At 30.8% G+C, this 21218-nt stretch carries 23 protein-coding genes; 1 reads left to right on the top strand and 22 read right to left on the bottom strand.

Features of this window, described 5'->3' with window-relative positions:
- Positions 1-86: 86 nt before the first annotated feature.
- From ACI313_RS07355 to ACI313_RS07330, 6 genes are all read right to left on the bottom strand, one after another.
- Entirely contained in the window at positions 87-551 is a 465-nt protein-coding gene (locus ACI313_RS07355) for a helix-turn-helix domain-containing protein (protein ID WP_439755653.1), read from the bottom strand.
- A 200-nt stretch (positions 552-751) separates the two neighbouring features.
- The gene (gene rhuM / locus ACI313_RS07350; protein ID WP_320607644.1) at positions 752-1708 is read right to left on the bottom strand and encodes a RhuM family protein; all 957 of its coding nucleotides are present in this window, start codon (positions 1706-1708) and stop codon (positions 752-754) included.
- Between the two features lie 295 nt (positions 1709-2003).
- Positions 2004-2738 (bottom strand): SDR family oxidoreductase, encoded by a 735-nt coding sequence (locus ACI313_RS07345; RefSeq protein WP_439755652.1) that lies wholly within the window; start codon positions 2736-2738, stop codon positions 2004-2006.
- Positions 2725-3006, bottom strand: coding sequence for a helix-turn-helix domain-containing protein (locus ACI313_RS07340; RefSeq protein WP_439755651.1), 282 nt, complete (start codon positions 3004-3006; stop codon positions 2725-2727). Before ACI313_RS07340 ends, ACI313_RS07345 begins: the two co-directional genes overlap by 14 nt.
- 51 nt (positions 3007-3057) lie before the next feature.
- Positions 3058-4167, bottom strand: a complete 1110-nt coding sequence (locus ACI313_RS07335; RefSeq protein ID WP_439755650.1) for a glycerate kinase family protein — start codon at positions 4165-4167, stop codon at positions 3058-3060.
- Positions 4168-4206: 39 nt separating this feature from the next.
- The gene (locus tag ACI313_RS07330) at positions 4207-4374 is read right to left on the bottom strand and encodes a hypothetical protein (RefSeq protein ID WP_439755649.1); all 168 of its coding nucleotides are present in this window, start codon (positions 4372-4374) and stop codon (positions 4207-4209) included.
- A gap of 101 nt (positions 4375-4475) precedes the next feature.
- Here ACI313_RS07330 and ACI313_RS07325 point away from each other — a divergent pair, with 101 nt between their 5' ends.
- On the top strand, positions 4476-4604 hold the full coding sequence (locus ACI313_RS07325; protein WP_439755648.1) for a hypothetical protein: 129 nt from the start codon (positions 4476-4478) through the stop codon (positions 4602-4604).
- Between the two features lie 131 nt (positions 4605-4735).
- Here the strand turns inward: ACI313_RS07325 and ACI313_RS07320 are convergent, their stop codons facing one another.
- The 16 genes from ACI313_RS07320 to ACI313_RS07245 all read right to left on the bottom strand — a co-directional run bounded on the left by ACI313_RS07320 (position 4736) and on the right by ACI313_RS07245 (position 21152).
- Positions 4736-5209, bottom strand: coding sequence for a PTS sugar transporter subunit IIA (locus tag ACI313_RS07320; protein WP_320607650.1), 474 nt, complete (start codon positions 5207-5209; stop codon positions 4736-4738).
- Between the two features lie 100 nt (positions 5210-5309).
- Positions 5310-6833: a BglG family transcription antiterminator gene (locus ACI313_RS07315; protein WP_320607651.1), complete on the bottom strand. Its 1524-nt coding sequence runs from the start codon at positions 6831-6833 to the stop codon at positions 5310-5312.
- Between the two features lie 65 nt (positions 6834-6898).
- Positions 6899-7684 carry a Cof-type HAD-IIB family hydrolase gene (locus tag ACI313_RS07310; RefSeq protein ID WP_320607652.1) on the bottom strand — a complete coding sequence of 262 codons (786 nt, stop codon included), beginning with the start codon at positions 7682-7684 and terminating at the stop codon, positions 6899-6901.
- On the bottom strand, positions 7677-8816 hold the full coding sequence (locus tag ACI313_RS07305) for an iron-containing alcohol dehydrogenase (protein ID WP_439755647.1): 1140 nt from the start codon (positions 8814-8816) through the stop codon (positions 7677-7679). The genes ACI313_RS07310 and ACI313_RS07305 overlap by 8 nt, the downstream gene beginning before the upstream one ends.
- Positions 8817-8825: 9 nt before the next feature.
- Positions 8826-9263, bottom strand: coding sequence for a heme-binding protein (locus tag ACI313_RS07300; RefSeq protein ID WP_439755646.1), 438 nt, complete (start codon positions 9261-9263; stop codon positions 8826-8828).
- Positions 9264-9267: 4 nt separating this feature from the next.
- On the bottom strand, positions 9268-9786 hold the full coding sequence (locus ACI313_RS07295) for a hypothetical protein (protein ID WP_320607655.1): 519 nt from the start codon (positions 9784-9786) through the stop codon (positions 9268-9270).
- 51 nt (positions 9787-9837) lie between these two features.
- Complete coding sequence (locus ACI313_RS07290) at positions 9838-11436, bottom strand: PTS transporter subunit EIIC (RefSeq protein WP_439755645.1); 1599 nt, start codon at positions 11434-11436, stop codon at positions 9838-9840.
- Between the two features lie 109 nt (positions 11437-11545).
- Positions 11546-12901: a Sapep family Mn(2+)-dependent dipeptidase gene (locus ACI313_RS07285; protein ID WP_439755644.1), complete on the bottom strand. Its 1356-nt coding sequence runs from the start codon at positions 12899-12901 to the stop codon at positions 11546-11548.
- Between the two features lie 26 nt (positions 12902-12927).
- A complete protein-coding gene (locus ACI313_RS07280; protein WP_439755643.1) occupies positions 12928-13578 on the bottom strand; it encodes a YitT family protein in 651 nt (216 codons plus the stop codon).
- A gap of 9 nt (positions 13579-13587) precedes the next feature.
- Positions 13588-14304 carry a ribulose-phosphate 3-epimerase gene (locus ACI313_RS07275; protein WP_439755642.1) on the bottom strand — a complete coding sequence of 239 codons (717 nt, stop codon included), beginning with the start codon at positions 14302-14304 and terminating at the stop codon, positions 13588-13590.
- A 223-nt stretch (positions 14305-14527) separates the two neighbouring features.
- Positions 14528-15463 carry a Cna B-type domain-containing protein gene (locus ACI313_RS07270; RefSeq protein ID WP_439755641.1) on the bottom strand — a complete coding sequence of 312 codons (936 nt, stop codon included), beginning with the start codon at positions 15461-15463 and terminating at the stop codon, positions 14528-14530.
- A 2-nt stretch (positions 15464-15465) separates the two neighbouring features.
- Positions 15466-16047 carry a hypothetical protein gene (locus ACI313_RS07265; RefSeq protein WP_439755640.1) on the bottom strand — a complete coding sequence of 194 codons (582 nt, stop codon included), beginning with the start codon at positions 16045-16047 and terminating at the stop codon, positions 15466-15468.
- Between the two features lie 17 nt (positions 16048-16064).
- Positions 16065-19100, bottom strand: coding sequence for a vWA domain-containing protein (locus ACI313_RS07260; RefSeq protein WP_439755639.1), 3036 nt, complete (start codon positions 19098-19100; stop codon positions 16065-16067).
- 18 nt (positions 19101-19118) lie between these two features.
- Positions 19119-19721, bottom strand: coding sequence for a hypothetical protein (locus tag ACI313_RS07255; protein ID WP_320607661.1), 603 nt, complete (start codon positions 19719-19721; stop codon positions 19119-19121).
- Between the two features lie 135 nt (positions 19722-19856).
- Positions 19857-20528 (bottom strand): TasA family protein, encoded by a 672-nt coding sequence (locus tag ACI313_RS07250; protein WP_439755638.1) that lies wholly within the window; start codon positions 20526-20528, stop codon positions 19857-19859.
- A 54-nt stretch (positions 20529-20582) separates the two neighbouring features.
- Positions 20583-21152, bottom strand: coding sequence for a SipW-dependent-type signal peptide-containing protein (locus tag ACI313_RS07245; protein WP_320607663.1), 570 nt, complete (start codon positions 21150-21152; stop codon positions 20583-20585).
- Positions 21153-21218: the final 66 nt, after the last annotated feature.

Raw genomic sequence — 21218 nt, 5'->3', positions numbered from 1 at the left:
TTGTTTCTATTCTAATCGACATTTTATTTCATTGTTTGATTTTATTAATTAAATTAATATTTAGGGTGCATTTTTAAAAATGTACCCTAATTTTTTATGCGATGAATGATATTCTTAATTCCGGTTATAAAAAAAATCATAGTGCCACTTAATATAAATAAAAATCCTATAGGAACTAAAAAGAAGTTTTCATGTAGAATACCATTGGCATCAATATATTCAACACTTAATCCTTTAATAATTAAACAAAGTGTTCCTATACACAACAAAACAACACCTATAATCACCATGATTAAATTCATTTTTGTTCGTCTTGTTTCACTTCCATCTTTAATTAATTTCGTTGTCATATCATTTTCCTCTAAAATTAATTCATCAAGAGAAACAGAAAATTCCTTAGATATTAATACAATTAATTCTAAATCTGGTAAGTTTTTATTGTTTTCCCAATTTGATATTGCTTGTCTGGTCACATTAAGTTTTTTAGCCATTTGTTCTTGGGTGAGATTATTTTCTTTTCGTATTTGTTTAATTTGTTTAGCAAATTCCATATGTTTTTACTCCTTATTGATAATTTCATTTTAAAATAAAACTATGAATTATCAAGAAAGTCATTCTTACTTCGTGTAAAGCATTGCTTGCATTAGATAAATTCATTATTATTTACGGCTAATTTAAGATTAAATCTTGGATTAGCCGTATTTTTATTCAATTAAAAAGAAGATCGATGTGATCTTCTGTGTTTCATTGATTAAATATTATCTTGTAAAAAATTCATTACAAGTCTTACCATTACATCTTTTTCATCGGCTCTACTTTCTGCAATCATTAAAGTAATTGCGACAAGAGCACTATTAGAGATGATTTGTTTGCCATTAATAACCAAATGATTATTTTTATTTAGAAATTCCAAAAAGATAGATGCACCAATTCTTTTGCAGCCATCAACAAAAGGATGATCCTTTATTAGAAAATACAACAAGTTCGCCGCTTTTTCTTCAATACTAGGATATAGTTCACTTCCAAATACATTTTGATATACAGCAGCAAGAATCCCATTAAGTTTTCCTTTTTCTCTTTCAACTCCAAACACAGTAGAAGTATCACTAAATTTCATACTATCAATTAAATTACGACATTCTTTATATGTTAACTGATAAATAGATGAAATTCCTTCTGGTTTTTTTACACATCCATGATCATAATCATCCAACAAATTTAATGCCTCAGAATATTTGATTACGACATCATAAACATCTTGTTCATCTAATTCTAATGTGTTCGCTATTATTCGAGATTGAATTTCAACCGTTTTATTTAAAGCTTCAATTCGCTTTTGATTAATCGCATAACCTTGAATCATATAATCCTTTAGTATGCTCGATGCCCATTTTCTAAATGTAATACCACGTTTTGATTTAACACGATATCCAACTGAAATAATCATATCAAGATTATAGTATTTAACATTTCTTTTTACTTTTCGTTCACCTTCAATTTGAACTAGTGCGTTTTCCGCACATGTTGATTCTTCTAGCAATTCACCATCTTTATAAATATTACTGATATGTCTAGTAATACGTGTTCTATCTACATCAAATAATTCAGCCATTTGATCTTGTGTCAACCATACATTTTCGCGATTTTCACTTACAGTAACCTCTAGTTCTAATTCACCGTCTTTAAAAACAATTATTTCGTTTCCCATATTTTTCCTCTCTTTCTTAAAACGTTTAAATGTGATAAATATTTTGATTTATAGTAGTGAAATAAAAATAACTAAACTCGAAGATTTTTTAATATTGGATTTGATGTTTTTGGATTTAAGCTTTCTAATAATTTTGTATTTTTATATTGGAATATTGTTAGTTATTTTTTTAGAATATTTTTATTAGAAGTTATTGATATTATACCATATATAAAAAATAACTATTATATTTATTTTCGTAATTTATCATAATAAAAAAACAAGATGCATTTTGTGTTAAAATGCACCTTAACTATTATTCACAATGAAAAGTCCATCCATTATCACCGTGATAAATCATTTGTTTAGTCATGCCTCCATCAATACAAATGTTTTCTCCGGTAATGAATCCTGCCATATCCGAGCATAAATATAAAACCATATTAGCTATATCCATTGGATTCCCTACTCTTCCTACGGGTTGTTGGATGGCATCGGCTCCTTCATATACTGTGTAATTCGTATCAATCCAACCAGGAGATATTGAATTCACTCTTACTTTACCAGCTAAGCTCATTGCCAAGGAATGAGTAAGAGAGGCAATGCCTCCTTTCGCTGCAGTATAACTTTCGGTTTCAGGTTGACTCATACGATCTCTTGAAGAAGAGATATTCACAATCGCTGCGTCACTAGAAAAATATGGCATAAATAATTTGCTTAAATAAAAAGGAGCTGTCACACCCACTTTTAGAGCGTATTCAAAGTCTTCATAGCTTCCATTGGTAATACCACACATTTTAGGAAGAGCGTTATTAATTAAATAATCAATGTGTCCATAGTCTTTAATAACTTTTTGAACAAATTGTTCAAGTGTTTCTTTATTGGCTAAGTCACCAACAAAATAATCATTCTCTAAAATATCTATACTACATACATGAGCACCAGCTAGTTCAAATTGTTCTTTAATACATTTTCCAATTCCTTTAGCTGCACCTGTTACAACCACTACTTTATTTTCAAAATTGAAAACAGATTCATTATTTTTGTTCATCAATGACCTCCTGTATAGAAGAATATCCTTTTTTCGCAAATAAATAATCAAAGTCATCTTCCATTTCTAGCGCAAAGGCAATCTTAATTAGAGAAGAAAAAGATATTTCACCTGTTCTTTCAAACCGTTTAATCGAACCATAACTTACATTCGCTCTTTTACTTAATGCTTGTTGAGTTATCTTTTTTTCCTTTCTTCTTTTTACGACTCTTTGAACAATTTCCATATTAATGTCTTGTGGTGATCTTAAAAAACTAAAGTTATCCATAGATAATATTTTATCTATTTTATGCTAAAAAGTCAATTTTTGGATAATATATTATCTATTTATTAATCGACAAACATTACTTACTGTTTGTTCCAATGACTCTTTTCCATCAAGTAAAGCTTGTGATAAACTCTTAGCTTCATTGGTTATCGAAAACATAGCTGTCAGTCCGATTTCATATAAATTTGATGCATCGGATGTGATTCTTCCCGCAAAGGCAATAACAGGAATATGATAAAGAGATGCCTTTTTTAAGATACCTGATATTGTTTTTCCATGAATGGTTTGAGAGTCAATGCTTCCTTCTCCGGTAAAAATATAGTCGGCATCTTTTATTTTTTCTTCAAAATTCACAACTTTTAAAACCATATCAATGCCACTCGATAGATTCGCTCCTAGTAAATAGAAAGCACCTCCTAGTCCTCCTGCTGCTCCTGTTTTAGGAATGGTGTTCAGATCAACTTCTAAACAATCATTAAAGTGTACTAGACAAGATTCTAAATAAGCTAATTGTTCTGTATTTGCTCCTTTTTGTGGTCCAAACACATAGGTAGCACCGCTATTACCAGTAAAAACATTGTCTACATCACTGGCAACTGTAATAGATATTCCTTCTAATTTTTTCTTAGTTTCACTAAAATCTATGGTTTTAATTTTTAGAATAGACGACAATTCACATGGAAGAATATTATTATTTTCATCATAGAACTTTGTTCCTAGAGCATACAATAAACCAAAACCTCCATCATTTGTTCCCGTTCCACCTAGTCCAATAATAAATTCTTTGGCTCCTTTTTCTAGAGCATCTAACATCATTTCACCGAGTCCAATACTTAATCCAATAGTAGGGTTTCTTCTTTCTTTGGGGATTAAATGAATGCCACAGCTTGATGCGCTTTCCATCACACAGAGTCCTTCTTGGTTTATTCCATAGTTTGTTTCTATTATTTCTTTAAAGGGATTATGTACTTTGACTGTTTGTATATGACAACCCGTAGCATTTATTAATACTTCACTTGTTCCTTCTCCTCCATCAGCCATGGGTAAAACTATACATTCTATAGTTGGATCTACTTTTTCAATTCCGTTTTTCATAGCTTGGCATGCTTCAAAGGCATCCATGCTTTCTTTAAATGAGTCTGGACAAATAACGATTTTCATAATTCAAGTGTAAATAAAATAAAAAAAGGAATCAAGAACTCATACAGTTCTTTCAATTCCTTTTTCTTCAAAGAAACGATCAGCTATATAGTCAGCAGATTCAGCCCATAAACCATTTTCAGTTTCTCTTAATATTAAATATGTTTTTGATTTATAGAATTCTCCTAATGCTGGCATAAAATCTAAATTTAATTGTTTTTGTATCACATGAACGACTTCTCTTATTTATGTCTCAGTTTGATTTATATTGTTCTTTTTATCTTGACATACAATTTAACATTGAACATTTTTTAAGTAAAACCCAACAAATGCCAGGTATCATAATTGAAGCAAAACAATATACTACAACTATGAAACAAGAAGAAATTTCTTCTTTCATTATCATTGGTATTTCTTTCTATAAGAAGCATATAAAACAAGTGAGTAAGAATGTATAAATAGGGTTTATCGTTACCAAAATTGAATTTTTATCAAAAATGGTAACGTTAAACCCTTGTTTTCATAGAAAAACTCCCGACTCGTCTATTATATTTCGTTGACAATTCTTAGTTTATTGCATACTAATAATTTATTTTAAAACAAATAATGTATCCATAGAATTCACAGTTTGATTTACACTGCGTTCTTGAATGGATTTTTCTTTTGCGTTTGTTACAACAATCATCGTTGTCATATCATATTTTTGCTTCAAATAATCCATGTCTGCTGTAACAATTACATCACCTTTTTTTACTTTTTTGCCTTGTACCATTGTAGATGTAAATCCTTTTCCATTTTCATTTACTGTATCTAACCCAATGTGTACTAATATTTCAATTCCATCATTAGTTGTAACTCCAAATGCATGTAGACTTGGAAAAAATGCTGAAATTACCCCATCACATGGTGATACAAAGGTATTCCCACTTGGTATAATGGCAATTCCATCACCAAGCATTTTCTGTGAAAACATAGAATCATTAACCTCTTCTAATTGAACGCATTCCCCGTTTATCGGACTTCCTACTTCTAATGAATTATTTTTTTTAAATAAATTAAACATTGTATATTCCACCTTTCAAACTTATCTTTTTCAATAATTTTATTTTGAAAACAACTTGTTTTTGCAGCACCAAGGCTAGCAAAAAAACAGTTAGATTTTTTTATTTTATTATGTGTTGTATAGGATCATTTTTTTTCTTGTAGTATTCATATCCTACAGTATTTAATTTTAAAATATCCGCTTCATCTAATATCGGACTTATTTTGATCATTGGCTTATCAGTAATTATTGCTGCACTTGTAGTTGAAAGAAGAATATCATACTCACTTATATCTTCATCTCTATAAGACAAGACATCAATAATTCTAGATACATTCATATATGGAACTAACGTATTTAATCTTTGTTGTAGAAGTTTGTTGACCCCTACACTATTCTCACTAATTAAAAGTACATTTATTTTTTTCTTTTGTCTGTCTAGTGCATTTACTAAATGTAACGTTAAATATGCTATCTCATCATCACTTATAAAATATCCAAAACTTTTTTCTATCGATTTACAACAATCTCTTGTTATTAAAAATGTATTTCTGAATTGTTTTTTTATAACTGGCAAAAGAGTGTTTTCCATCGGTATATTGTGTTCAAATCTTGTAATTGCCGGTTTACAATGCTGATATAAAGAATTAAAAAGCTCTTCGTCTTTATCAAACGGATAATCAAAAATTTTCATCCATCCATGAATTAATTGATAAGCCATAATTTTTGCACTTGCATTAGTGCTAGTTTCTTTCGATTCAGAAACGATGGATTGTATATGTACTTGTAGATAGTGTACTTCTTTTTCGTCAATAGTTATGGAATATGCTTTTTCAATAGCTTGGCAAATAATTTTTGCTTCATGATAGTAACTCGATACTTCTAATTTTTTGATGAAATTTTCAGATAAAGTTATTGGACATTCATCTAATATACGGATATATGAAATAAAAACTCGTGTCAAAAGTCTTTGCATACGATCAAATGACAGATTATTAAACAGTGATAAATTAGTGTTTAAAACCACATTAAATAGATCATAAAAATTTGTATCTGTGTAATCAATTGATGGATATATAAAATAGTCTGTGGGTTTGTAATTGGGATTTAATATTAACTCGCTTAATTTATTGTATTTTTCATTTTGAATCATAAAATCAAAAATACAATCTCGAATATGTCTTTCTTTTCCCTTTACATATATACCCATGTTATTTGAAATAATATCTAACTTTTTATGTATAAAATAATCCTTTAGTGAGTGAATATCTTTATTTATCGTAGCTTTCGATACATAAAGCTCTTCCCCTAACATACTTGATTTACAAGGATCTGTTGCCGTTAATATTCTAAGTGCAATATATGACCGCCTTGCCACGGGAGAATATTCTTGATTTGTTTCAATTTGAGAACAGAATTTATTTTTCAAAGATAGTTTTGCGGAATCAGATCCAATCATTTGAATACCTGTTCCCTGTTTTTTTATTAATTCAATATCAAATGAATTACAAATTTCTTGCACAACTTTAAGATCCATTCTGACTGTTTTATTTGAAACTTGTACAACATCTTTTATTTGATCAACAGTTATAGGTTCTTCCTGATTTAATAGTAATTGAATAATTCGAACAATTCTTTGATTCATAAATATCTCCTTACTAGAATATTGTAGGCTGTATAATTAACAAAATAACATGGATTGTTTCCATGTTATCTCAAGATTTTATATATTTCTCTTGCAACCCCATCTTCTTCGTTTGTGTATTCCGTTATATATTTTGCCTTATCTTGCAGACATTTTACAGCATTTTTCATAGCAAATCCTAATGAAACAACATTTAGTAAAGAGATATCATTTATATCATCACCAAATGCCATTGTTTGTTTATACTGTTTTTCATCGCAAATTTTTTTAACAATATCACCTTTGTTAATGTTATTTTTCATAATATCTAAACTATGAATATGAGATGATGTAATCGAAAGATGATTTTGACAAGCGTGTATGATTTTTTCTAGTTTTTTATCATCTTCATCTATCAGTAACACTTTATAAATATCATCACTAATTGATTCAAAAGAGTGAATGGTTTTATAAACTTTTATCTTACCGATTTCTTCTAACTCAGAATACATAAATCTAGAATCATCATCACTACAATAAATTGAATTAATTCCTTTAAAATAATATTTATTAATAGAATATTTTTGAATAGCATCCCATAGTATTTTAAGATTATCTTTTTCAACACTATGTGCATATATATCATTTCCGATTTTTGAAACAGCTCCATTAAATGCAATTCTATGACATCTGTAATCAATTGAATCAGCAATTGCATCAACAAAAAATATTGGTCTACCACTCACCAAGTATATATCAATGCCTTTATTTAAACACTGAACTAGAGTTTGTTTATTTTTAATACTAACTATTTTTTCAGAATTCAATAAGGTCCCATCTAAATCTATAAAAATAGCATCCACTTTACTCATAAGCTTGTTTTAATATTGCAATGCATTCATCATGAGATGCAAACGGAAGATGATATAAAATAGGTGAATTACATATTTCATCAAATTGTTCTTTCGTAACTCCCATTGAACTTAATGTCACTTTCATTCCAATTGATTCCATGAATTTTTCTACAATGCCTACTAATTCACTTGATGAATGATTTATCTTTGATGGGTCCATAACATCTGCTAATTTAGCGAAATCTTCTTCGTGTTTGTAATTCATTACACGTATAAATGGAATAAACACACATGCCAATGCAACACCATGAGTTATATTTGTTACCCCTCCAATAATCTCACTAAGTGGATGAGGAATATCAGCTCCTGAATTCGATAATGCTCTACCAGCCAAAGTATCTGATAAACTCATATACTTTCTATACTCTATATTTGTAATATCTTGATGAAGTTTTGGTAAATATTCACAAATCAATTTAATAGCATTTACACTATCAAAACGTGAATAAACACTATGATGTACATTCAAATAACTTTCAAAAGCATGCGTGAATGCATCGAAACCTGTGGCCATACTCATTTTTAAAGGTAACGTTGCTACAAGATTAGGATCTAAAATAACTTCTTTAGAAATACATTGTGGATGATAAATTGTGCATTTATCATGATTTCTAGAAATTACAGCCGCTTGTGTTACTTGAGAGCCTGTTCCAGACGTAGTTGGAACCGAAATAATAGGAAGAACATTTTCTGAATATATTCCATAATCTTCATAAGGTGAATCAAATTTTTCAAATAACATATCCCAATCTATATTTTCATCTTGATTTGCCAAAGCCAATACTTTAGCTGTATCAATAGAACTTCCTCCACCAACAGCTAAAATAACATCAGCATGATATTCAATTAATTTTTTATGTGCTAATTCAACCATCGTTGTGCTTGGATTCGGTGCTACTTGATCAAAATGATAATATTCGAATCCATTATTCACACATAAATCTTTTACACGATTATATAATGGAACTAAAGGTTCATCTGGTGTGCTTACAATAAATATTCTTTTACCATATTTTTTTAAAACATTTGGTAATTGTTCTAAAGCATTAAAATCAAAATATATTTTACTCGGTTGATAATAAGTTTCCATTCCATACCTCTACTCTCTACTCATAAACAATGCGTATCCATCCAAAATACTTTGATGATCTTCTTCAGGTTTCATTCCTGAAACTGTGCATGCACCAATTACTTGATCATTTTCTAATACAATCGGAATACTTCCTGGAGTAAATGTGTAATCACTATGATTTAAGCCGTATTTTTGAACTAAATTCTTTTCATTTCCTTCGTTTTTTTCAAACAATTCTAATGTAGACATTCCAAAATACAAGCAAGAATTCTTTTTTCTATCTAACCAGCGTCCATTGTCAACAATACATGCATCCGACATATATCTATATACTTCTTTATTATATAAGGTGATAGAAATACAGTATTTGTCAACATTTTTATTTTTTAAATAATCATGAATACACATTCCTAGTTGATAGCCCATTTCACATGTACAATTATTAATTTTTAATTTATATTTCATACGATTACCTCAAAACAAGAGAACCGATAGTTGTTTCTAATATAAACAAGATAGCAAAAACTACAAAGACCGCAACACAAATTCCTAATTGGCCTTCCTTTTTTATTTTTGTCATCATTTTTCCAAATGAAAAGTACCCTTTCCATTTATATATTTTATTTAAAGCAAGAATACCCAAAATCATTGTTACAAAGTTCAAAAAACATGCACTAAAAAATGTGATAGCCAATAATTTAAATCGATTCCCTTCAATATTTTTATATTCATTAAAATCTTTGATATATTGATCTGCAACAAAATAAGTAAATAAAGATGCTGTTGCAATAATAAATCCACAGACTACAGACATATTTTTGGATATTACATCTGTTAATGGTTGTTTTAATAATGCAGACAAAAATCCTGTATATAAGCAAATTAGTAATATTAAGATAATAGATATAACTTTTATATATTTTACATACTTAATAGCTTCTTCATTTTTTAAAAATATGCGTTTCTTTTTGACTTCTTGTTTATTCATCGTATCCTCCTAAATAAAAATAAGGCAAGATTGATACCTTGCCTTAGAATTTTAATCAATATTAAGAATATCTTTTACTTTCGTTGCAATGTTTTGTACTTGAACACCGTAAATGATTTGTAAAGATTTATCCCCGCGTACAACACCAACTGCCTTTAAATAATTTTTCCAATCATCATCGCTTGCAACAATAGAATCATCTTTTACTGTGACTCTTAAACGCGTTGCGCAGTTTGTCACTGTTTCAATATTTTCTGGACCACCTAAGGCTTCAATGATCCTTGCTTCTAATGAATCTTCTGCAGTTGAAACTGTATTAGCTCCATCTTTTTCACGATATTCTTTTTTACTAAATAAATGAACTTCCGCTTCACCGCGACCTGGTGTTTGTAAATCAAATTTAACGATCATGAATCGGAATACAGCATAGTATACTACAAACATTAAAGGAATCAACCAAAGAGCTGACATCGCATGCACTTTTTGAGGTTGGAATAAGTTTGGAATCATAAAGAACAATGCTGTTCCGTTGATACTGATTTTTGTAATTTCTGCTAATACATAACATATACCACATAATGGAGCATAAACTAACCAATATAATTGTGGAGCGGCAAATAAGAATGTATATTCAAATGGTTCAGAAATACCAACCATCATTAATGTAAATACAGCTGGTAATAATAATGAGGCAACTGCTTTTCTATTTTCTTTATTTGCACATTTATACATAGCTAATGCTGCACCCGGAATTCCACCTAATTGGAATAATAAACGTCCGTTTGTAAAGTTACGTGTGATATATCCTGTAGCAGTTTTACTAGCAGCTTGACCATTAATGATATTTTTTACACCTTCATATACAACACCATCGATTGTCATTGTTCCACCAACTTTTGAATATTCAATTGGGAAAGCAATTAAGTGATGTAAACCAAATGGCAATAAAGCTTTATCTAAAGTACCAAATACAAATGTTCCAAGTAATCCACTTTCACCAATAAATGTTGTAATGGCTTGTAATGCCCCACCAATAAATGGCCATACATAATAAGTAATGATTGCTAAAGGAACAGAAAGAATTGTTACCATGATTATAACGGTTTTTGTTCCTGCGAAGAAACCAAACATTTCAGGTAGTTTAGTATCTACGAATTTATTATGTACTAATGCAGCAACAAGACCAACAATTAGTCCGGAAAACATTCCCATATTATAAGTAAAAATTCCTAAGAAATCTCCGAATAACGCATTATAATTCATAGCGGCTTCCATAGTCATTCCAGAAGCCATTAAGTTTTCAATTGCTATTGTTTCTTGGGTAACTCCATTCAAACTTGCCCAGTTACCAATTCCAGCTGTGTAAGTAAAGAATAGTACCAAACCAGCAAAAGCAGCCCATCCTTTTTCTTTTTTTGCCAATGTAAATGCAATAGCCACTGCGAACCACATTGACAATGTATTCATAAAGAAGAAACCACATGATGCTAACATGGAGAAAATGTTATAGAAGAATCCTCCTGGTTCAAGAATATAGTTAGTAAATGCACTACCGATACCAACGAAGAAACCAACCATAACAAGCAAGATAATTGGTACCATCATGGCACCAGCAAAAGTTTGTAATTTAGCTTGAATCTTTTTAAACATATTGTCTCGATCCTCTCTTTCTGAATTTATAATATCAATGGGAGTAAGCGTTTACAATTTCGTGACCATTAAATAAAGTTACGGATTGATACGGTAAAAATTTAACATTTTATTCACAAGCCAATAAATAAATTGATTCACAATATATTTCAAGAGCTTTTAATAAATCATTTAATGGCATACTTTCATTAGGTTGATGACATTTTGTATCATAGCCATCAAATGTAGCTCCAAAAGCAATTCCATGATCCAACACACGAGCATAACTTGCACCACCTTTTGTTAAAGGCTCAGCTACTTCTTTTGTGATATTAAAGTATGCCTGTGATAATTTATTGATTAATTCCGATTCTTTCGGAACATATAACAATCTTTTTTCTCTTAGTTTTTGCAATGTAGGAAATAATTGTTTTAACTTATCTTCAATGTATTCTGGCTTTATTCCTTTTGGATATCTTAAATCCATACGAATAGCATATGTATTTTCTTGCATGGTTAACATATAAGGAGCAATTGAAGTTTTTCCCATATCTATATCTTCATAAAAAATATTACAATCCTTCCCATAAGGGTCTTTCAAATAATTGGATACATCTGTTAGTAGTGAAACAAAACCTGCATCGAAATATATACTATTTTCTATAACAAATTTTGCTAACTCAAATAATGGATTTTCTGCCCTTTGAGGATTTCTTGTCAAAGCTGATTTACCTTGAAACTCAAATATAGCAATTCCATCTTTGAACTTATGTTGTAATTGTTCATCTACATTTTGTAAATTATCACAATGTACCACAATCTCAATATAACCTGGAATCATATAGTCTTGTTCATATCCGTGAATATCCACGATTTGAAATACACTATCCTTTTTAGGATATGTTGCTTCAAATGTCAAAATTCCCTTTTCTCCATTCACAATTGGAAAATTACCATCTGGAGAATAAGCCATAATAGGTTGTTTATGTGTAGAAAAATAATGTTTCATACAATTCCACGTCGTTTCTTCAGCACCACCAGCAATTACTTTTACAGGCCTATTAAATGAACATCCCATATCTCTCAAGATTCGTATTGCATACAAATTAATCAGCAATGGTCCTTTATCATCATTAACTCCTCTGCCATATAATATATTGTCTTTAATCGTCAATTTATATGGCTCATAGTCCCAATCATTTATATTTTGAGCACCAACAACATCCAAGTGTCCTAAAATACCAATATAGTCTTCTCCATTTAAATAATTAGCACTTATCGCATATCCATCATCTGTTTCTATTTCGAATCCTAATCGTCTAGCAATTTCTTCAAAAACTGAAAAAGCATCTGCTACTTCTTGACCAAAGGGCATACCTAAAGTAGCTTTGTCTTCATTACTTACACTAGGAATAGACACTAGCGTATCTAAATCTTTCAATATTTCATTTTTATATTTATCTATGTATGCACTATATTTTGACATATTTATCACCTTCTAAAAAAAGAGGACTATGCCTCTTTTACTGTTAATTTTTTATCTGTGCACCATGTAATAACTCGATTAATCACAATTAGACTTATCAAACTAAACACGGCAACAAAAATCTCTTTACTAATAAACCCAGATAATATAACTACAATACCATCTAAAGTAACTAATATATTTTGTACTTTGAATTTTTTTAAAAAATGATGAATCAACAAAGCAATCACATCAGTTCCACCGGTTGCACCTTGATGATTCAGTGCTAATCCTACAGCCATACCAACTAAAATACCACCAAGAATAGCCCCAAAAAATAATCCACCAATATTTCCTAAAAAAGAAAAATTACCGAATAAATCAATTTTAGGAATGATAGCCATCATCAACGGATTCATAATAATAACAAAAATTGTTTTCACACCAAAAGCCTTTCCTAAAATCAAGAAGGAAAGAATCAATAACGGAATAGAAATACATAAAGTCATAGTAGAAACAGAAATATTTGTTACTGTTGATAAAATAATTGCCATTCCCGTGATTCCACCTGGTGCTAATCCCGTAAACATGAAAATCCAATTAACTGCTATTGCACTTAAAATACTAGAAATTGTCAACCATATTAAATCATATATAAATGATCCCAATGATTGTTCTGATTGAATGCGACTATCCATCAATCAATTTTACTCCAATCCAAATTTTTCAGCTGCCTCATCTATTGCTTTACGACATTTTTGAACACCAGCTGTAATACCATCTGGATCTTTGAAAATCGCACTAGATAAAACAATAACATCTGGGTTACATTCAATTAGTGGTTCCATATTATCATGTCTTAATCCACCATCAATTGCTAACTCACATTTTGGATTTTTTTCATCGATTAATTTTCTAGCACGTTTTACTAAATCAATTACACTACGACGCCAACCCCAGTTATCATGACCGTCTGTCTCATCAACTCCATGAGTAACAATTTGTAAACGATCAATATCATAAATTGATTCTTCTACAAATGAAAGAGGAGTGTAGCATCCAATAGTCAAACCAACTTTAATTTTTCTTTCACGACACCAGTTAATAATATATGCCAACTGAGCTCCAATAAAATGCTCTGCAGGAATAATTAGCATATTAGCACCAGCATCATAAATTTGATCAATAAACATGATGTCCATACTTTCTGTATAGATGTGGCATTCAATTGGTTTATCTGTATAATCTCTCATACCTTTAATAACTTGCCATCCACCCATAAGTTTCATGTTTCTTAAATCATGCATATCTGCTGCATCAGAATGAATATAATCAGCCCCAGCATCAGATGCTTCTTTAACAATATCCGCAATATGTCCATAATCTACGTGTGCTAATCCAGCTGCAATTTTAATATGTTTCATATTTTTCCTCCTCAAATCTTTGATACGTACAAATTATATCGAATGAATTCTAAAAAAGAAACAAGCCTAATTGCACATATGTAACCACATTAATGTGGCAATAAATAAACAGACTCAAATCTATAATATAACAAAATATTCAAAATTGTTTTTGAACGACCAAATTAGAATTATTTATTCATACATACCACAATAGCCCTTGGTTTTGACCAAGGGCTATTCATTAACTATTTTGTTTTCTACGATAAACAATTAATACAATAATAACTAAAGCACTAATTCCTAGTAAACCAATATATAAACCAGTATTAGATTGAACACCAGTGTTCGTTCCTTTTTTACGTTTATTAATGATTTCTACGTTATCGCCTTTAATTTTATAAGAAACATTGTAGTTTGAATCTACATTAATTTCTTTAACTGTCCATTCGTATTCATCACTTAAATGATCAAATTTATATGTCCAATTATTGTCTTGAGATAATTGAATCACTTCATCTTCTTTTCCATCTTTGTATAATTGAACATCTACAGAAGTAGGACGAATCTTTTTATTGTCACCTTTCCATGTTTTAGAAACATTAATTGTTTCATAAGTGAATGCTTCAGATACAAAGCTCCAGTCAACTTCACCTACACGATAAGCGTATTCGTTTCCTAATTCAATCGGAACACTTAAATGAATATTTAAATCAAGGGATTCTCCTTTTTGAAGAGTACCTAAATAAATGTATTCATTCATTCCTTGAATATAAGCACTACCACTATAAATAGTGTTTCCACCACTTGTAATAGTCATAGTCAATTGATTAAGGAAATCATTCATTGTGACTTCATTTTCTTCTTCAAGATCTACATTAGGACTCATTGGATTTTCATTTTCATCGTGAACAATGTTTTTAATATAAACCTTAATTTCAGAACAATCCGATGCATCATTTAAAATAGATACATTTTCATCTAATTCATCGCCAGGCATTACACCTTTAAAGTTATGAAAGAAATCAGTAGGAGTATATTCACTACCACCAAAACCAAATCCTTCTTCTTTACCAGAATAAACTAAAGTATTATCAGCAGCATGTACATTACTGCTTAGTCCTAATACCATCACAAAGGCAACAAGAACTACACTAAGAGATTTAAATAATTTCTTCATAGTTATTTACCTCCTAATGGACCATTGGGCCAAGCTTCTTTAACAGCATCAGCAGGTTCAGCCTGAATAGCATCAGCTAAGATTTCTACATGAAGAGTGTAACCATCAACCGGTGCCTTTGTTGCTCCTCGATTACAACCAGAAATTAATTGCCCTGTATATTTACTTGCCGGAACGGCTGTTTGATAATACCAATAACCATCAGTTCCTTGCTTCCATCCTTGAGCAGTATAGATAATAGTATAATCTGTACCTTCCTTAGGAATGTCAGAAAGTACATTTCCTTCATAATCTTGCCAAGTAACAACAACAGTAGCACGAATATACGCACTAATATTTCCGGTATTTTGAATGCTTACATTACTTTTTACTAAACCGTTATCATCAAAATCTTCCTGAACTCTAGTAGCTACATTCCCATATTCAAAATTATTTTGGACATTATCTGTTTTTGTCATTAAGAAAGCTGCAGTTCCATCAACAACACCAACTAATAAGAATAGTGCACATGCCAATAGAACAAAAGATTTTTTAAAGCGAAGACGATTCGCATTTTTTAAAATTCCATTTTTAATTTTTTTCATACTCATCGTCTCCTTTCTTAATTAGCAAATCTATTGTCACAATATGACGCACCATTTAGCCATTTCCATTTGTTGCTATCAGTTGCATGATTTGTTTCTGTTTCTCGTTTATTTGTAAAAGAAACTTCACCATTACTTGATGTTGTAACTGTTACAGTTTTAGAATTGTCTCCATCTAATAAATATCTCCAACTCCAATTAGTATCTTCTGAAACAGTATATGCACCAATAGGAAGACCTGTAATGGTTGTACTCCATCCATTTCCGGATTTCTGATCATTAACATTTATTACAACCCTCAAGTTTTGAACTGATTGTGTTGGAGTACCATCTTTACCATTCACGATAAATACATATGATTGATTTTCATCAATAGAATCATGACCTGATTTTGTGATTGATAAAGATTTTGTTTGTGGATGTAATAAGAAAGCAGGTTTCTTATCGGCATCAATATCATTCCATGAACAATCTGATTCACAATCATTATGTTTAAACTCAACAAAACTAGTTATATCTTTATTTCCAAGTTTAACAACTGCATTCACATTAATATCTTTACGAGTATTAATATATTTTGTTTCACCAATACTTAATAAAGCATTTTCATCAATTGTATAATCACAAGTTAAATTTGGTTTAGTTCCAATCATTGTTTCATCTTTATCAACTGTATTACCATGAACCCACTGTGTATTTGTTAAATTACTAAATTCACTAGGAGCTACACCACCATAATAAACATTACTATCTTTAAAAGTTAATTGAGGCTTAAAGACATTAATTTTACCTTCTTTTGTATCCGATTTTTCTGTAGCCACATTTCCTTCAGAGCTTTGACCTTTTTCTTTTGGTTCAATACTAACAGACATTGAATAAGTAGTATCTTCTGTTATATCTGTTAAGGACAATTCACCTGAATCAGGCGAAATATTCACATAAGCAGTTTGCCATGGTTGTAATCCATAATTGTCAGCATCTAAATTCAATGTAACATCACCAACTTTAACAGTGGCAAGATTACTTTGATTTAAACTTCCATATAGATAAACATTTAAATCTTTTGTTTCAACAGTTACATCTTTAATAGGAATATCAACTGTTGGTTGATTAAATTGTTCCATAACCTTTCCACCCGGTGCAATTATTTCTGAATCTGTCGTGTTAGTAACAACATTGTTTCCACCTAGGAATCCGTCTTTAACTACAATTGGAATTTCAATAATAAGCTTACGACCATAAAAATCTCCTGGCTGATTGTTATCTCCATCTTTTCGACCGCTTTCAGTAGAACAATAATTTTGACTAAAATCAAAACCAGTAACAGTAATTGTTTTACCATTAACAGTTGCCGTTAATTCACTTTTTACTTCATCTTTCCAAGAACCATCAGATTTATAATCTGCAGTATAAACTTTAATACTACTTGCATCGGCTCCGGATGGTAATTCAAACTGATCAGAAATAACATCTTGTACAACTGTATCAGTTCCTAATTGTACACTTGCTGAACCTGTTTGAATATTTTGGCTAATTGTTTGGAAAATTTCATTTAATGATTCTTTATCAGTTGCCGTTAAATAATAATTACTTGCTGTACGATCAAAATTTTTTGTAATTTGCCAACATGTTGCAGGTTCAATCCCTGAAAATTTCGTTGTACTCTTAATACCAATTTCTGTTGAATCTTTAAAATTACTAGATAGATAATTTAAAAATCTATTACCTGCTGCAATATCAACATCTCGTACATCTCCAAAAAGAACTTGTAAAATACTTGCTCCCCAAGCAGAGTCTACACTACCATCACACAGAACATCGGAGTGTAATGAATAATCAATTTTATCTCCATGTAATTGGTATGGATTAACTTTATTGAAAATTCCTACCGAATAAACCGTTGCGCCTGCTTGTTTTAGTTTATAAGAAGATCTAATTGCAGTATTCGCAACCCCTATATCAAAATCAGTTGACGTTGTAGGTACACCATCTGTAAACATAATAACAACTTTTTGTCGATTAGTGTTTGCACCTGTATAGTCATATCCACTTCTCATTAAAGTTTCTGCCATTTGCATACCGGCACCAGCATTTGTTGATCCAGATGGAGAATCAGGAAGTCCTGCCACTGTTCCTTTAAGTGTAGTTTCCCCTGTCTCATTAACAAATGTCCATCCTTGTTTTGTTTCAGCATTTGATCCATATGTAACCACAGTCATACGGTTATCACATTCTTCTGAATATTTATCAGCAACTTCGTCAATAAATGCTTGTACTGCTTCTTTCATTGCATATTGACGAGTTTTTGGAATATTCGATTGGGAAACCTTATTATTCCCTTCTCTTAAATCATTTCCATCAAAATCAAAGCACATAGATCCAGATTGATCTAAGACCAAAACAATATCAACTGGAGTTGATGTTGTAACAGTAGTAGTTGTTGTCGTTCCTGTAACATAACTTTCAAGACGTAGTGTATACACACCATTTTCATCTGGTCCAGTTACTTTTTTACTTGTTTCAATACCATCGTTATCAACTAATGTAGAATTACTATCATCTCTTGCAGCACGCATTGCTTTCATCAAACGACTTTGTTTCGCGACATTTACTGCTGGTAGGAATGGTCCTGCTTCTGTAAATGTATAGCTTTGTACCGGTTCTTGAACTTCTTGTGATGCAGCGTATTCTGACAATGCATTGAATTGATCTTCACTTAATTGTTGTAAATATGAATCAATTTCTTCATCTGAATTTAAATTCATTATAAAGTTATATTGATCAGCAACGCTCATATTCACAAAATCTACATTCTCATCTTGTGGAATAACAGGTTCATCGCCTTCATTGTCAATATCTTCACTTGTATTTTCTTCTTGTACTTCTGGAATTTGTGTTCCATCATTTGTTTCTTGTTCAACAACTTCTTGTGTAATTTCAATGTTATCATCTGGATTTGCCGAAATAGGAGAAATTGGACTAATACAGAATCCCATTGCTAAACAAATAATGATTGCTATCAACTTATAGTGATCTAAAATCTTTTTTTTCATTTATTTTCTCCCCTTTCTTTATTGTTTATTTTCTTCAGGCCAACCCTGAGCTTGTAAAACATCTTCTCCATTGTTATCAACTTGCACAGCTTGTGCACATACATCTATATAAGAAGTACAGTTTTGATATTCATTAGGAGTATGTTTATTAAACACGACTGAATCAAATAAAACACTCGTTGATTCCCCTGCTTTTACAGGTTTGTTGTAGTAACAATAACCATCTCTATAAGTCCAATTCTCATTATCAATTGTGAATTGAATTACACTTTGATTATTATTTCCTACTTGAATTTCCGTTGGAAGAGAAGTATTCGATACATCATTAATTCTTGTATCCACTACCACTCGAATCCACGCATCACTACTTCCTGTATTCTTAACAGAAACGATCTTGGAAACTCTTTCTCCTGGCATTACTCCGGTAATGCCTTCTTTAGGAAAATCAATCAATGTTCCATCTGATTGCTGTGATTTCTCTACTAATTCAATTGTTACTCCACCAGAAGTAATAACATTATGAGCAACATCTTCATAAGTGTAGTAAGCAATTGTTCCACCACCTGCAATAGCACAACAAATCAATACTGTAGCAGCTAGTAAACCCTTTCTCTTATTCATAAAATTCTCCTCCTCTATTTATTATTTATTAATCTAACTATTAGGCTATATGAGAACATACGAACAACATTCATATATTCTCATATAGCCCTGCACCAAACAGTGCAGAGCAAATATTTAATTAAAATCTAATGATTACCAAATATAATCAGCTACTGGTTTTCCATAGTATTCAGAAATAGCTGATTCAATAGTATCGAATCCCTCAGATTGGAATCCAACTGCATTAACAACCATATTCCATGTTCCGTCATAAACAGTTTTTCCGTCAACTAATACATATTTACCATTTTCATTTTGTGTAACTTTTTTATCCATATAAACTTGATCTAATAATTGTGCAGAAGTAGCGCCTGCTGCTGTTGGAGCAGAACCTGCTACAAAGTGAACATATCCATTGTAAGCAACACCATCAATTTCTTTGCTTCCTAAGAATGTAGATTTAGTTTCAGTTACATTTTTACCATAGTTAAAGTGTAAGCTGTTTCCTAATCCTGGAGCTGTTGGAGAGTTATCATCACCATCATCTAATGCTGATGGTACCCAAACTTCAATCCAAGTATAAGCTGCATTTTTCCCATCATTTCTAACAGTTACAGCTTTTTCAACATTGTTTTGAGTTTTTGTTCCTGGCATTAATTGAGCGCCTTGATCAAATTTTTCTACCAATGTGATATCTACATTCCCTACTGTAAATACGTTAGTTTGTTGATCTGTATCAGTAAAATATGCTAATGTTCCTCCAACGGCTGTTAAAGCTAATCCACCGATTAATGCCATTGATAATACTTTTTTCTTTGTGTTCATAAAATTTAATTGTTCCTTTCTCGTATTAATTTTTTAAATTTAATAAAGTTTGTTTTACCATTTAACTTCATCATAAGCAGTTGATACATTTGTTAAATTTTCATATTGTACGGCTGCTGCTTGGAATGTTAATGTAGCTGTTTTAGCAGCACTAGCTTCTTCTTTTGTTAATTCATTGCTAACAATAATTTGATCATTTTGTAAAACACTATATGAAACTCCAGCTTTAGCATCCGTGGCATCCACAAAACGATAATAAACACCTGGTTCACCATCCAATGCATCCCATCCACTTTCTATGGCATAACCAACTTTCTTGTTGTCATCTTTAAAACCTGGCCATTTACTGTCATCTACCTTTACAAATAACCAACACGCTTCACTACCAGCTTGCACAGTTACTTTAGGGTCTTTTTCAATGTTTGTTCCAGGGATAATTGTGTACTTATCTCCTGTTGTTTCAGCTAATGTAATATTGATATCACCATATGTAAAAGTATTTTTTACTTGTTCTGTTTTAGAAGTTAACCAAGCGATTGTTCCACCTGTTACCAATCCAACTACCAACATCAAAGACATCATGACAACCATCATTTTTCCAGATACTGTCTTTTTATTTTTCATTTCAATATTCCCTCCTGGTATATTCTAATTGACTCATCTAATAGTCATTTAGAATATACTTTTACT

The organism is Floccifex sp. (assembly GCF_051873495.1).
GTDB lineage: Bacteria > Bacillota_I > Bacilli_A > Erysipelotrichales > Erysipelotrichaceae > Floccifex.
This window is presented reverse-complemented; position numbering and strand designations above follow the sequence as displayed.